Raw genomic sequence first — 13,606 nt, 5'->3', positions numbered from 1 at the left:
CTCCACTATTTTTCGAGATGGGCCGGCGCGTCGTGGCGCCGGCCGCGGGAAATGCAATCGCGCGCAGCGGCCGGGAAAGCCGCTGCGCGCGCGTGATGCTCAGAGCGCGTGAGCCTGGTCGCCGGCGACCGGTGCGCTGCTGCCCTGCGCGTCGACCGCCACGTAGCGCAGCTCGCGGTTCAGCACGCGCGTCGCGCGGGCCCGGTCGATGTCGTTCTCCCACACCGCGACGACCACCGTCGCGACGCAGTTGCCGATCAGGTTGGTCAGCGCGCGGGCGATGCCGACGAACCAGTCGACCGGCAGGATCAGCACGAGGCCGAGCACCGGAATCGCGGGAATCGCCGACAGCGTCGCCGCGAGAATCACGATCGCCGAACCCGGAATCCCGTGCGCGCCCTTCGACGTGACGAGCGACACGAGCAGCACGACGATCAGGTCATGCGTGGACAGCGGCGTGTTGGTGGCCTGCGCGATGAACAGCACGGCGAGCGTCAGGTAGATCGAGAAGCCGTCGAGGTTGAACGAATAGCCGGTCGGGATCACGAGGCCGACCGTCGAATCCTTGATGCCCATGTATTCGAGCTTGCTCATCACCTGCGGCAGCACCGCGTCCGACGACGCCGTGCCGAGCACGATCGACAGTTCCTCGCGCAGGTAGCGGATCAGCTTGAACACCGAGAAGCCCGCGAGCCGCATCACCACGCCGAGCACGACCGTGACGAACACGATGCAGCTCAGGTAGAACACCGCGACGAGGTAGCCGAGCTGCTTGAGCGACGAGACGCCGTACTTGCCGGTCGTGAACGCGATCGCACCGAGCACACCGAGCGGCGCGAGCTTGATGATGAAGCCGATGATGCGGAAGAACACGTGCGACAGTTCCTCGATCAGGCTGTTCACGCGCTGCGCCTTGTCGCCGAGCAGCGACAGCGCGGAGCCGAACAGCACCGCGAACACGAGGATCTGCAGGATGTCGCCCTTCGCGAACGCGTCGATCGCGGTCTCGGGGATGATCTTCATCAGGTAGCCGGCCGTGTCCTTCAGGCTTTCGGCGTTCTTCGCGTACGACGAGAGCGACGCTGCATCGAGCGAGCGCAGGTCGATGTTCATCCCGACGCCCGGGCGCGTGAGCCACGCGAGGACGAGCCCGATGCCGAGCGCGAGCGTGGTCATCACCTCGAAGTAGATGACGGCCTTCAGGCCGACCCGGCCGACCTTCTTCAGGTCGCCCGCATTGGCCATCCCGCTCACCACGACGCAGAACACGATCGGGCCGATGACCATCTTGATGAGCTTCAGGAAGCCGTCGCCGAGCGGTCGCAGCGACTCGGCGAAATGCGGGAAAAACGCGCCGAGCGCGACCCCCAGTATCAATGCGACGACTACCCGGCCAAACAGCGAATTGAGGAATTTCGACACGGCGCTCTCCCGATCCAACGGTTGCAGTTTCGTCTGTTCATACTGGTAAGACCAGTGATGTTATGGTGGATAGTAGGAAGCCGATATAGTGGCGTCAAGGACGATCAAAATAGGGATTTCCCGCCCCCATCGCCCCGAATTTCCGGCGCACCAAACAGGGGCGGATCGTGGCTTACCCGTAGGGCGCCGATGCACCGCACGCGTGCGGATTACAATGCCGGTCAGACCGGCCAAACGCTCACATCATGAAAAACGTTCCGCACACCGTGACCGACGCCGCCATCGCGACGATCCGCGACCGGATCGAGGCAGGCGTCTATCCGGTCGGCAGCCTGCTGCCGGCCCAGCGCCAGCTCTCCGAGGAGCTGGAGATCAGCCGTGCGTCGCTGCGCGAGGCGCTCTCCACGCTCGAGGCGCTCGGGATGCTGCGCATCCGCGCCGGCAAGGGCGTCTATGTCGAAAGCGCGCAGGCGAGCGCCGCCCATCCGTGGCAGTTCGCCGAGCAGTCGTCGCCGCCCGACACGTACCAGATGCGCTATGCGCTCGAAGGATTCGCCGCGCGCATGGCCGCGCACGTCGTCAGCGACGACGACATCGCCTGGTTCGAGGACAACCTCGCCGACCTCCACGTCGCGCTCACCGACAGCGAGCTGGACGAAGCGTCGCGGCTCGACTTCGACTTCCACATGCGGATCATCCATCTCGCCGGCAACGCGGCGATCGAGTCGGTGTTGCGCAGCAGCGCGGACATCATGAAGGAAAGCCAGCGCATGCCGTTCTACCGGCGCGAGCTGCTGCTGTCGACGTGGCACGAGCACCGCGCGATCCTCGACGCGCTGATCGCCCGCGATGCGGCCGCGGCCGGCCTCGCGATCGAGACGCACATCGCGAACGCCGCGCAGCGCGCGGGCATCTTCTTCCCGACGCCGTCCGCCGGCACCGTCGCGGCTCTTCCCGTGAAATAAAAAAAGCCCGGCCGGAAAAACCGGGCCGGGCTCGTTCGCCGCGCAGGCCGCCATGCGGCGGCTGCGCAACGTGCGGGATTACTTCGCGTTCGCGAACGCGACTGCCGTATCCAGCATGCGGTTCGAGAAACCCCACTCGTTGTCGTACCAGCTCGACACCTTGACGAGGCGGCCCGACACCTTGGTCAGCGTCGCGTCGAACGTCGACGAAGCCGGGTTGTGGTTGAAGTCGATCGACACCAGCGGCGCGTCGTTGTAGCCGAGGATGCCCTTCAGCCCGCCTTCCGATGCTTCCTTCATGATCGCGTTGACTTCCTCGACCGTCGTGTCACGCTTCGCGATGAACGACAGGTCGACGATCGACACGTTGATCGTCGGGACGCGGATCGCGTAGCCGTCGAGCTTGCCGTTCAGTTCCGGCAGCACGAGGCCGACGGCCGACGCAGCGCCCGTCTTCGTCGGGATCTGGCTGTGGGTGGCCGAACGCGCGCGACGCAGGTCTTCGTGATAGACGTCCGTCAGCACCTGGTCGTTCGTGTAAGCGTGGATCGTCGTCATCAGGCCGGTTTCGAGGCCGATGCGGTCGTTCAGCGGCTTGACGAGCGGCGCGAGGCAGTTCGTCGTGCACGATGCGTTCGAGATGACGGTGTGCTCGGCCTTCAGCACGTCGTGGTTCACGCCGTAGACGATCGTTGCGTCGACGTCCTTGCCGCCCGGCGCCGAGATGATCACCTTCTTCGCGCCGCCCTTCAGGTGCGCGCTCGCCTTTTCCTTCGTCGTGAAGAAGCCCGTGCATTCCATCACGACGTCGACGCCGAGCTCGCCCCACGGCAGTTCTGCCGGATTGCGGTTGGCCAGCACGCGGATCTTGTCGCCGTTCACGACGAGGTAGTCGCCGTCGACCGACACGTCGCCCGGGAACTTGCCGTGCGCGGTGTCGTACTGGGTCAGGTGCGCGTTGGTCTTCGCGTCGCCCAGGTCGTTGATCGCGACGATCTCGAGATCGTGCTTCTTGCCGTTTTCATAAAACGCGCGCAGCGTGTTGCGGCCGATGCGGCCGTAGCCGTTGATTGCGACGCGGATCGTCATGGTCTATCTCCTGATGGCTGAAAAAAATTAGTTACGTGCAGCTTCACGGTGCGACGCGCGCGACGGGTGGCGCGCGTCGCGTATGCTTTTAGGCCAGCACGGCCTTCGCGGTCTCGACGACGTGCTCGACGGTGAAGCCGAAGTACTTGAACAGCACGCCGGCCGGTGCCGATTCGCCGAACGTGTCGATCCCGACGACGCCGCCTTCGAGGCCGACATACTTGTGCCAGAAGCTCGTCACGCCCGCTTCGATCGCGACGCGGCGCACGCCGTGCGGCAGCACGCGTTCGCGGTATTCGGCGTCCTGGCGATCGAACACGTTGGTCGACGGCATCGACACGACGCGGGCCGCGATGCCCTGCTGCGCGAGCGGCTCGACGGCCTTCATCGCGAGCTCGACTTCCGAGCCCGTCGCGATCAGGATGATCTTGCGCGCGACGATCTCTTCGTCCCAGTCCTTCAGCACGTAGCCGCCCTTCTCGATGTTCGCGATCTGCGCATCGGTACGCGGGTTGAACGCGAGGTTCTGACGGCTGAAGATCAGGCTCGACGGACGGTCGGCGGCAACCGCGTGAGTCCATGCGACGGCCGTCTCGACCGTGTCGGCCGGACGCCACACGTCGAGGTTCGGGATCAGGCGCAGGCTCGACACGTGCTCGATCGACTGGTGCGTCGGGCCGTCTTCGCCGAGGCCGATCGAATCGTGCGTGAACACGAAGATCGTCGGGACCTTCATCAGCGCCGCGACGCGCAGCGCGTTGCGGCTGTAGTCGGAGAACGTCAGGAACGTGCCGCCGAACGGCTTGTGGCCGCCGTGCAGCGCGAGGCCGTTGAGCGCGGCGCTCATGCCGAATTCGCGCACGCCGTAGTTGATGTGGTTGCCGAGCAGCACGCCCGCGCCTTCCGGATTCGCGCGCACCGCCTTCGATGCCTTCCAGTTGGTCAGGTTCGAGCCGGTCAGGTCGGCCGAGCCGCCGAGCAGTTCCGGCAGTGCGGCGGCGAGCCCTTCGATGGCCTGCTGCGAAGCCTTGCGGGTCGCGACCGTCTCGGCGCGCTCGTTCGCGCCGGCGATGATCGCCGCGGCCTTCTCGGCCCAGTCGGCCGGCAGCTGGTTGGCCATCCGGCGCTCGAATTCAGCGGCTTGCGCGGGGAATTTCTCGCGATATTGCGCTAACGTCGCATCCCATTCGGTCTCGGCACGCTTGCCGGCTTCCTTCGCGTCCCAGGCCGCATAGACTTCCTGCGGAATCACGAACGGCTCCCACTTCCAGCCGAGCGCTTCGCGCGTCTTCGCGATTTCTTCCGCGCCGAGCGCCGCGCCGTGCACGTCGTGGCCGCCGGCCTTGGTCGCCGCGCCCTTGCCGATCACCGTCTTGCAGCAGATCATCGTCGGCTTGTCCGACAGCTTCGCCTTCGCGATGGCCGCGTCGACCGCGTCGACGTCGTGGCCGTTCACGTTCGGGATCACGTTCCAGCCGTATGCCTCGAAGCGCTTCGGCGTGTCGTCGTGGAACCAGTTGACGACGTCGCCGTCGATCGAGATGCCGTTGTCGTCGTACAGCGCGATCAGCTTGTTCAGCTTCAGCGTGCCCGCGAGCGAGCAGGCTTCGTGCGAGATGCCTTCCATCAGGCAGCCGTCGCCGAGGAACACGTACGTGTGGTGATCGACGATCTTCGCGCCGTCACGGTTGAACTCGTCGGCCATCAACGCTTCGCCCAGCGCCATGCCGACCGCGTTCGCGAGACCCTGGCCGAGCGGGCCGGTGGTCGTCTCGACGCCCGGCGTGATGCCATATTCCGGGTGGCCCGGCGTCTTCGAGTGCAGTTGGCGGAAGTTCTTCAGCTCTTCGATCGGCAGGTCGTAGCCGGTCAGGTGCAGCAGCGAGTACAGCAGCATCGAGCCATGGCCGTTCGACAGCACGAAACGGTCGCGGTCTGCCCAGTGCGGGTTCGTCGGGTTGTGCTTCAGGTGGCGCGACCAGAGTGCAACGCCGATTTCGGCCATGCCCATCGGCATGCCGGGGTGGCCGGAGTTCGCTTGCTGGACGGCGTCCATCGCGAGCGCACGGATCGCGTTGGCCATCAGAGTGGTAGAGGCGGGAGACGAAGTCGTCATGTCGAGTCCGGAGAACGAGTCGAGGAAACGGGGGCACGGCGGCATCCGGAAGCTCGAGCGTCAATCGTTCCCGGCGCGCGGTGCGGCGCCTGACGGACGCGAAGCGGACGGAGCCTACGGACGGGGCTGCAAAGCTCGTCATTTTAACAGATGGGCCGACATTTCCCTTGTCGATACGCGGTGTTCCGGCACGCTTTTCCGTACAACCGCGCGCCTCCTATAATTCAGGCGTCGGAACTCCCCGCCCCCGGCGGCCCACCCGTGAGCACGACTCTCCTCTTCCATCCCACCCCCGACGCCGCCTACGGCTTCCCCAACGCACGCCGGCTCGCGCACGTCGCGTCGCCGCACCAGCGCATCGAAGTCTGGGAAACGCCGCAGCTCGGCCGCCTGTTTACGCTGGACGGCCGGCCGATGACGTCGGTCGGCGACGAATTCGTGTATCACGAGTGCATGACGCACCCGGCCGCACTCGCGCATCCGTGCCCGAAGAAGGCGCTCGTGCTCGGCGGCGGCGACGGCGGCGCCGCGCGCCAGTTGCTCAAGCACGCGTGCATCGAGCGGGTCGTCGTCGCGGAGCTCGACGACGAAGTGGTCGGCATGGCGCGCCGCTATCTCGACGACGTGCACCAGGGCGCACTCGACGACCCGCGCGTCGAGGTCGTGATCGGCGACGCCGCGCATTTCGTCACGTCGACCATCGAGCATTTCGATCTGGTCGTGTTCGACCTCACGCCGCCCGATTCGCCCGCGGCCGGCCTCTATACGCGCGAGTTCTACGCGCAGCTCAAGCGGATCCTCACGCCGCGCGGCGCGATCTCGATGCACCTCGGCTCGCCGGTGTTCCACGCGGCGCGCATCGCGGCGCTGCTCGACGACCTGCGCGCGAGCTTCGCGTTCGTCGATCCGCTGTCCGCGCATGTGCCGCTTTACGGCTCCCAATGGCTGATGGCGATCGCGAGCGATACGCTCGATGCGGCCGCGCTGTTCGCGCACGACGTCGACGAACGCCTCGCCGCACGCCGCGTGCAGGGATTGCGCTACTACGATGCGCGACTTCATGCGGCCCTCTTTGCCCTGCCGTGCGCGCTGCGCGATACACTGGGCGTTCGCCGCTGAGCTGACGGGCGAACGCATCGTTTCGCAGGTTGATCGCGCGTTTTACCGCGCTAGGCCTGCGACGCTCAGGGCCTGCGTCGGTATCCGCGACATGGCGCGGGACCGGGGGCCCGGGCGCCCATACCCATTGGACCGCAAAGCATGGGACCGGCGTAGCCGCTCAAGCGCCAACACCGTTCGACAGGAGATTTTCATGACCGATCCACGTCCGGCCAACGTGCCTTGGTTGACACCCTATCTGGCCGTGCGCAATGCGCAGGCGGCCATCGAATTCTTCAAAGCCGCATTCGGCTTCGAGCTACGCGACGTCCACGACGAGGACGGCGCGATCATGCACGTCGAGATGACCTACCGCGGGCAGATGATCGTGATGTTCGCGCCCGAAGGCGCATTCGGCTCGACCGCGCTCACGCCGAAGAGTGCGGACGCAACCGCCCCGCAATCGTTCTATCTGTATGTCGACGACGTCGACACGACCTGGCAGCGCGCGCTCGACGCGGGTGCGAAGTCGCTGACCGCACCGCAGGACCAGTTCTGGGGCGACCGCTTCGCGCAGGTCGAGGATCTCAACGGCTACCGGTGGGCGCTCGGTTGCCGCCTGAGCGCATGAACGGAGCCGCGCCAAACATGAGTGAAGCCACCACCACCGCGGCCTTGCCGCGTTTCTTCGTCGAAGCGGCGCTGCGCGCCGATGCGACGCTCACGCTGCCGGCCGAGGTCGCGCGTCACGCGCAGGTGCTGCGGCTGCAGCCCGGCGACACGCTCGCACTGTTCGACGGCAGCGGCGGCCAGTACCGCGCGCGGCTCGTCGAGATCGACAAGCGCAACGCGCTCGCGCAGATCGAGGCGTTCGACCCGGCCGAGGCGGAGCCGCCGTATCGCGTGACGCTCGCGCAGGGCATCGCCGGCGGCGACAAGATGGACTGGGTCATCGAGAAAGCCGTCGAGCTCGGCGTCGCGGCGGTCGTGCCGCTGACGACCGCGCGCGGCGTCGTGAAACTGTCGGGCGAACGCGCGGACAAGCGCGTCGCGCACTGGCGCGGTGTCGTGCGCGCATCGTGCGAACAGTGCGGACGCAACCGTGTGCCCGACGTCGCGCCGGTACGCGGCTTCGGCGCGTGGCTCGATACGCTGCCGGCCGCGCCGGCCGACGGCGAGCTGCGGCTGCTGCTGTCGCCGCGCGCGAGCATTCCGTTCGCGTCGCTGCCCGACGCGCCGCCCGCGGCAGCCGTCACGCTGCTGATCGGGCCGGAAGGCGGACTGTCGCCGGACGAAGAAAACGTGGCCCGCGCGCACGGGTTCACCGCGTTGTCGCTCGGGCCACGCGTGCTGCGCACCGAGACGGCCGGCGCGGCCGTGCTCGCGGCGCTCGCGGCACGCTGGGGCGGGTGGTAACGGGCGGGAGGTGCCGCCTCGCGCGGACGCAAAAAAGCCCGCTCGACGCGGGCTTTTCGGCAAATCGACCGCAGGTGCGCGGCCGATGGATACGTGCTTACGCGAACGAATAGAACACGCGGAACGCGACCTTGCGCTCGGCCCAGAACTCGGCGGCTTCGCGGAACACGTCGAGCAGCGTCTCGCGCCCTTCCTTGTCGAATTTCTGCGCGATCGGCAGCCCTTCGAGGACGATCACGAAACCGGGCTGCGCGCCGGCCTTCGCGACGAGGTCGGTCAGGCAGTCGTACAGCGCGTCGTAGTTCTTCCCGAAATGCTTCGGAAACAGGAACGACGTCGCGATCGTCTCCATCACCTCCTGCTTCGACTGCGCTGCGCCGCAATACGCGTACAGGAAATGCTGGCCGAGCCGGCTGGCTTCGTCGGCGAGATCCTGCACGCGGAACGCGCGGATCGACTGCACGAGGTTGGGTCGCACGGTCGTGAAAAGGCTCATAGGCTCCTCGTTCGATGAAAGCCCGGGCTCGGCTTCCTGTTGCTCCGACGCGCCGCCAGCCTGCGCCACCGCGTGTAGTTGCATCACGCGCTGGAACAGATTGCCGTCGCCGGCCGCGAACAGTTCCGCCCCCGCCGTGTCGTGCGCGTAGATGGAGTCGCTCATGCCATTCATCCCGAAGTCATTCAACAATACGTTTAAAACTGTTGTAGTGGTCGTCCGTGTAATAACAGTTGTCGATCCGGCGCAACGGCCCGCCACAGACGATGCGGCGCGCGCCGCGATTGCGTGCGCGCGGCGTCGGCACCGTGTACTCGTGGTAGTAGCCGCGCTTCGCCTTAGGCAGGATCCGCTCGCGGTTGCCGAAGACGACGCCGTCTTTCTCGTACGGATAGGGGCCACCGGTGCCGATCAGGCCAAGCGTGGTCACGGCCTCGCGCGGCAGACGGGCGGTCGGGATCGTATCGACCCCGCCGACGGCCAGGTCGGCCGAAACGGCCTGCCGTGCGTAAGCGGCGGAAACCAGACTGCCCGTCGGTGTACCGACGATACCCATCGCGAACATCGCGAAGACGGACGCCAGCGCGCCGTTGCGGAGCCACTTGCGTGCCATGAACCAGGGTTCCCGCTGTTAAATCAAGTAGTTGACGACCAACCAAAGGCGTTAGCGTAGCGCTATTGTCCTTGCGAATCAATGTTCGTTTGGGAATCGAAAGCCTGACGCCGCCCGAAATCGCGCATTTTTTACCGAAATAAGACTGCATTTATCTTACATAGGATAAAATACGCGCGGCATCTCTCGCATGGCAAGACCCTGCCTCCTTGCCGCGCTCGCTACCCGGAGTGGAGAGATGCTGCTGTTGCTTATAGGAAGCGCGTTTGCGCCCTACCTGACGGCGTGCCCCTTGCGGGCACGCCTCTTTTTGCTTTTGTTTACAATTTCGCCCGACGCACGGCACCGGTTGACCGGCGCCGCGCGTTCGTTCCGGCTCAGCGTGCGGCGTTCACGTCGGCGACCAGCAGCGCCGCCATGTTGACGATGCGGCGAACCGTCGCCGATTCGGTCAGCACGTGCACCGGCTGCGCCGCGCCGAGCAGGATCGGCCCGATCGCGATGTTGTTGCCGGCGGCCGTCTTCAGCAGGTTGTACGCGATGTTCGCGGCGTCGATGTTCGGCAGGATCAGCAGGTTCGCGTCGCCTTCGAGCGTCGATTCCGGCAGGATTTCCTTGCGCAGCGCCGCGTCGAGCGCCACGTCGCCGTGCATTTCGCCGTCGACCTTCAGCTCCGGCGCGCGTTCCTGCAGGATCGCGAGCGTATCGCGCATCTTCTTCGCCGAAGGGGCGTTGCTCGTGCCGAAATTCGAGTGCGACACCAGCGCGACCTTCGGCTCGATGCCGAACCGGCGCACTTCTTCCGCAGCCATGATCGTGATCTCGGCGAGTTCCTCCGGCGTCGGATCGACGTTCACGTGCGTATCGACCAGGAAAATCTGGCGACCCGGCAGCACGAGGCCGTTCATCGCCGCGTACACGCTGCAGCCCGGGCGCTTGCCGATCACCTGGTCGATGAAGTGCAGGTGGCGGTGCGTCGTGCTGATCGTGCCGCAGATCATCCCGTCCGCTTCGCCCTTCTTCACCAGCATCGAGCCGATCAGCGTCGTGCGGCGGCGCATTTCCACGCGGGCCAGCTGCTCGCTGATGCCCTTGCGCGACATCATCTTGTAGTACGTCTGCCAGAAGTCGCGGTAGCGTTCGTCGTGCTCGGTGTTGACGACCGTGAAGTCGGTGCCCGGCGTGAGGCGCAGGCCGTAGCGCTGGATACGGTGCTCGATCACCGACGGGCGGCCGATCAGGATCGGCGTCGCGAGCTTCTCGTCGACGATGATCTGAACGGCGCGCAACACGCGCTCTTCCTCGCCTTCCGCGAACACCACGCGCTTTTTCTCTGCCGGCGCGGCGCGCGCGATCTGGAAGATCGGCTTCATCGTCGTGCCGCTGTGATACACGAACTGCTGCAGGTGAACGCGGTACGCTTCCATGTCCTCGATCGGGCGCGTCGCGACGCCGCCGTCCATCGCGGCCTGCGCGACGGCCGGCGCGATCTTGACGATCAGGCGCGGATCGAACGGCTTCGGAATCAGGTAGTCGGGCCCGAACGACAGGTCCTGAATGCCGTACGCGGTCGCGACGATGTCGCTCTGCTCCTGCTGCGCGAGCTCGGCGATCGCGTTGACGGCCGCGATCTCCATTTCACGCGTGATCGTCGTCGCGCCGACGTCGAGCGCGCCGCGGAAGATGAACGGGAAGCACAGGACGTTGTTGACCTGGTTCGGATAGTCGGTGCGGCCGGTGGCCAGCACGGCGTCGGGGCGCACTTCGAGCGCCAGTTCCGGCAGGATTTCCGGCGTCGGGTTCGCGAGCGCGAGGATCAGCGGGCGCTCGGCCATGCCCTTCACCATCTCCTGCTTCAGCACGCCCGCGGCCGACAGGCCGAGGAAGATGTCCGCGCCTTCGATCACCTCGGCCAGCGTGCGGGCTTCGGTTTCGCGCGCGAAACGCTCCTTGTCCGGATCCATCAGCTCGGTGCGTCCCTTGTAGACCACGCCGGCCAGGTCGGTCACCAGGATGTTCTCGATCGGCAGCCCGATGTCGACGAGCAGGTCCAGACACGCGAGCGCGGCCGCGCCGGCGCCCGACGCGACGAGCTTCACCTTCTTGATGTCCTTGCCGACGACCTTCAGGCCGTTCGTGACGGCCGCGGCCACGACGATCGCGGTGCCGTGCTGGTCGTCGTGGAACACCGGGATCTTCATCCGCTTGCGCGCTTCGCGCTCGACGATGAAGCAGTCCGGCGCCTTGATGTCTTCCAGGTTGATCCCGCCGAAGGTCGGCTCCAGCGCGGCGATCACGTCGACCAGCTTGTGCGGGTCCGACTCGTTCAGTTCGATGTCGAACACGTCGATGCCGGCGAACTTCTTGAACAGGACGGCCTTGCCTTCCATCACCGGCTTCGACGCGAGCGGGCCGATGTTGCCGAGCCCGAGCACCGCGGTGCCGTTCGTGACCACGCCGACCAGGTTGCTGCGCGCGGTGAAGCGCGCGGCGTTCAGCGGGTTCTCGACGATCTCCTCGCACGCATACGCGACGCCCGGCGAATACGCGAGCGCGAGGTCGCGCTGGTTGATCATCTGCTTGGTCGGGGCGATCGCGATCTTCCCGGGAGTCGGGAATTCGTGATAATCGAGAGCGGCTTCGCGGAGCTTGGCTTTGGAGGAGGCTTGGGTCGACATGTGTCTCTTGGCGGGCGGATTAGAATAACTGTTCGACGGCATTGTAGCGCCAATCCAAGGCCGCCAGACCGGCGATTCGGGTGCGACAGCCGCGACAAAAATGGTCTGAACGGTGCAGGAACGGCGCCGTTCGCTGCGTACAATGCCGTTCCTTTCACCGCTTTCCGGGTCCGTCCGCCGTGCCAGCCGCCTTGTCCGAGTTTTCGCTGATCGATCGCTTCTTCGCGCGCCGCGCGGCCCGCGGCGCACGTGCGTCGACCCTCGGCATCGGTGACGATTGCGCGCTGATCGCACCGCGATCCGGAAAATTGCTGGCCATTTCGACGGACATGCTGGTCGAAGGCCGCCATTTCTTTGCCGATGTCGCGCCCGACGCGCTCGGCCACAAGACGCTCGCGGTCAACCTGTCGGATCTCGCGGCGATGGGCGCCGAGCCGCGCGCGTTCACGCTCGCGTGCGCGCTGCCGCGCGCCGACGCCGCGTGGCTCGAGGCGTTCAGCAACGGGCTGTTCGCGCTCGCCGAACGGTTCGGCTGCGAGCTGATCGGCGGCGACACGACGAGCGGGCCGCTGAACCTGTGCGTGACCGTGTTCGGTGAAGTCGCGCCGGATGCGGCGCTGCGGCGCGATGCCGCGCGGGACGGCGACGATGTGTGGGTGTCCGGCACGCTCGGCGACGCCCGCGCGGGGCTCGGCCTCGCGCGCGGCGAATGGAGCGCCGGCGCGGCCGAAGCCGCCGCGTTCCGGCAGGCGCTCGAGCGCCCCGAGCCGCGCATCGCGCTCGGGATGGCACTCGCGGGCGTCGCGCACGCGGCGCTCGACATCTCGGACGGCCTCGCCGGCGACCTTCAGCACATCCTGACCCGCTCGAACGTGCGCGCCGACATCGACGCCGACGCGGTGCCGCGCTCGTCCGCGCTCGCGACGCTGCCGCCCGACGTGCAGCGACGCTGCACGCTGGCCGGCGGCGACGACTACGAACTGTGCTTCACGGCACCGGCCGCGGCCCGCGCGGCGGTGGAGGCGGCGGGTGCAAGCAGCGGCGTTCGGGTCACGCGAGTCGGTACAATACACGCGTTGTCCTCGCCGTCGGAGCAGCCCGCGATCGCGTGGCGCGACGCCGCCGGCACGCCCCTGACTCTCACGTTGCACGGTTTCGACCACTTCCATGCAGACTGACCCGACGACCGCACCGAACGCGGCCGCGCCCGGCGCCGCCCGGAACGCGCCGCAGCGCGCCACCGTGCGCTTCATGCTGTCGCACCCGGCGCACATCGTGTCGCTCGGCTTCGGCAGCGGGCTCGCGCCGTTCATGCCCGGCACGTTCGGCTCGCTGTTCGGTTGGCTGACGTTCGTCGTGCTGAACGGCTACCTGACGGTGCCCGAATGGTGGGCGCTGATCGCGGTCGGGTTCGTCGCCGGCACGTGGATCACCGGCTTCACCGCACGCAGGATGGGCACGACCGATCCGGGCGCCGTCGTCTGGGACGAAATCGTCGCGATCTGGCTCGTGATGCTGTTCGTCACGCCCGCGACCTTCATCGGTCAGCTGTGGGCGTTCGTCGTGTTCCGCTTCTTCGACATGCTCAAGCCGCCGCCGATCCGCTATTTCGATCGTCGCGTGAAAGGCGGGCTCGGCATCATGGTCGACGACCTGATCGCCGCGTTCATGACGCTGCTCGTGATCGCCCTGTGGCGCTCCGCCGTCAGCTGA

The 13,606-nt window shown here is 66.7% G+C and carries 12 protein-coding genes; 6 read left to right on the top strand and 6 right to left on the bottom strand.

What is annotated here, in order from left to right; genetic code table 11:
• Positions 1-99 precede the first annotated feature (99 nt).
• Complete coding sequence (locus BAMB_RS02770) at positions 100-1,422, bottom strand: C4-dicarboxylate transporter DctA (protein ID WP_011655952.1); 1,323 nt, start codon at positions 1,420-1,422, stop codon at positions 100-102.
• A 245-nt stretch (positions 1,423-1,667) separates the two neighbouring features.
• Between BAMB_RS02770 and BAMB_RS02765 the strand changes: the two genes are divergently transcribed.
• Positions 1,668-2,387: a FadR/GntR family transcriptional regulator gene (locus BAMB_RS02765; RefSeq protein WP_011655951.1), complete on the top strand. Its 720-nt coding sequence runs from the start codon at positions 1,668-1,670 to the stop codon at positions 2,385-2,387.
• A 78-nt stretch (positions 2,388-2,465) separates the two neighbouring features.
• Here the strand turns inward: BAMB_RS02765 and gap are convergent, their stop codons facing one another.
• Both gap and tkt read right to left on the bottom strand, forming a co-directional pair.
• Positions 2,466-3,476, bottom strand: coding sequence for a type I glyceraldehyde-3-phosphate dehydrogenase (gap, locus tag BAMB_RS02760; protein ID WP_011655950.1), 1,011 nt, complete (start codon positions 3,474-3,476; stop codon positions 2,466-2,468).
• Between the two features lie 88 nt (positions 3,477-3,564).
• Complete coding sequence (tkt, locus tag BAMB_RS02755; protein WP_011655949.1) at positions 3,565-5,637, bottom strand: transketolase; 2,073 nt, start codon at positions 5,635-5,637, stop codon at positions 3,565-3,567.
• A gap of 216 nt (positions 5,638-5,853) precedes the next feature.
• On the opposite strand from tkt, the gene speE reads away from it, so the two are divergent.
• The 3 genes from speE (at position 5,854) to BAMB_RS02740 (ending at position 8,106) form a co-directional block, all read left to right on the top strand.
• Positions 5,854-6,711, top strand: coding sequence for a polyamine aminopropyltransferase (gene speE / locus BAMB_RS02750; RefSeq protein WP_011655948.1), 858 nt, complete (start codon positions 5,854-5,856; stop codon positions 6,709-6,711).
• Positions 6,712-6,904: 193 nt separating this feature from the next.
• Complete coding sequence (locus tag BAMB_RS02745; RefSeq protein WP_011655947.1) at positions 6,905-7,321, top strand: VOC family protein; 417 nt, start codon at positions 6,905-6,907, stop codon at positions 7,319-7,321.
• 17 nt (positions 7,322-7,338) lie between these two features.
• A complete protein-coding gene (locus BAMB_RS02740; protein ID WP_011655946.1) occupies positions 7,339-8,106 on the top strand; it encodes a 16S rRNA (uracil(1498)-N(3))-methyltransferase in 768 nt (255 codons plus the stop codon).
• 97 nt (positions 8,107-8,203) lie between these two features.
• Here the strand turns inward: BAMB_RS02740 and BAMB_RS02735 are convergent, their stop codons facing one another.
• From BAMB_RS02735 to BAMB_RS02725, 3 genes are all read right to left on the bottom strand, one after another.
• Complete coding sequence (locus BAMB_RS02735; RefSeq protein WP_006753300.1) at positions 8,204-8,767, bottom strand: barstar family protein; 564 nt, start codon at positions 8,765-8,767, stop codon at positions 8,204-8,206.
• Positions 8,768-8,783: 16 nt separating this feature from the next.
• A complete protein-coding gene (locus tag BAMB_RS02730) occupies positions 8,784-9,215 on the bottom strand; it encodes a ribonuclease (protein ID WP_011655945.1) in 432 nt (143 codons plus the stop codon).
• A 377-nt stretch (positions 9,216-9,592) separates the two neighbouring features.
• Positions 9,593-11,935 carry an NADP-dependent malic enzyme gene (locus BAMB_RS02725; RefSeq protein ID WP_041491086.1) on the bottom strand — a complete coding sequence of 781 codons (2,343 nt, stop codon included), beginning with the start codon at positions 11,933-11,935 and terminating at the stop codon, positions 9,593-9,595.
• A 137-nt stretch (positions 11,936-12,072) separates the two neighbouring features.
• Between BAMB_RS02725 and thiL the strand changes: the two genes are divergently transcribed.
• Complete coding sequence (gene thiL / locus BAMB_RS02715) at positions 12,073-13,071, top strand: thiamine-phosphate kinase (RefSeq protein ID WP_011655943.1); 999 nt, start codon at positions 12,073-12,075, stop codon at positions 13,069-13,071.
• Positions 13,061-13,606, top strand: a complete 546-nt coding sequence (locus BAMB_RS02710; protein WP_011655942.1) for a phosphatidylglycerophosphatase A family protein — start codon at positions 13,061-13,063, stop codon at positions 13,604-13,606. The genes thiL and BAMB_RS02710 overlap by 11 nt, the downstream gene beginning before the upstream one ends.

The sequence above is a fragment of the Burkholderia ambifaria AMMD genome (genome assembly GCF_000203915.1).
GTDB classification, from domain to species: domain Bacteria; phylum Pseudomonadota; class Gammaproteobacteria; order Burkholderiales; family Burkholderiaceae; genus Burkholderia; species Burkholderia ambifaria.
Note: the sequence above shows the minus strand (reverse complement) of the source record. Positions and strands in the feature narration are given on the sequence as shown.

What these genes read in the sequence shown, in the direction of transcription:
- BAMB_RS02765 (WP_011655951.1), top strand. Translation starts at nt 1,668, where the DNA reads ATGAAAAACGTTCCGCACACCGTGACCGACGCCGCCATCGCGACGATC.
- BAMB_RS02710 (WP_011655942.1), top strand. Translation starts at nt 13,061, where the DNA reads ATGCAGACTGACCCGACGACCGCACCGAACGCGGCCGCGCCCGGCGCC.
- BAMB_RS02725 (WP_041491086.1), bottom strand. Translation starts at nt 11,935, where the DNA reads ATGCCGTCGAACAGTTATTCTAATCCGCCCGCCAAGAGACACATGTCG.
- BAMB_RS02730 (WP_011655945.1), bottom strand. Translation starts at nt 9,215, where the DNA reads ATGGCACGCAAGTGGCTCCGCAACGGCGCGCTGGCGTCCGTCTTCGCG.
- BAMB_RS02735 (WP_006753300.1), bottom strand. Translation starts at nt 8,767, where the DNA reads ATGAGCGACTCCATCTACGCGCACGACACGGCGGGGGCGGAACTGTTC.
- tkt (WP_011655949.1), bottom strand. Translation starts at nt 5,637, where the DNA reads ATGCCGCCGTGCCCCCGTTTCCTCGACTCGTTCTCCGGACTCGACATG.
- BAMB_RS02740 (WP_011655946.1), top strand. Translation starts at nt 7,339, where the DNA reads ATGAGTGAAGCCACCACCACCGCGGCCTTGCCGCGTTTCTTCGTCGAA.
- gap (WP_011655950.1), bottom strand. Translation starts at nt 3,476, where the DNA reads ATGACGATCCGCGTCGCAATCAACGGCTACGGCCGCATCGGCCGCAAC.
- BAMB_RS02745 (WP_011655947.1), top strand. Translation starts at nt 6,905, where the DNA reads ATGACCGATCCACGTCCGGCCAACGTGCCTTGGTTGACACCCTATCTG.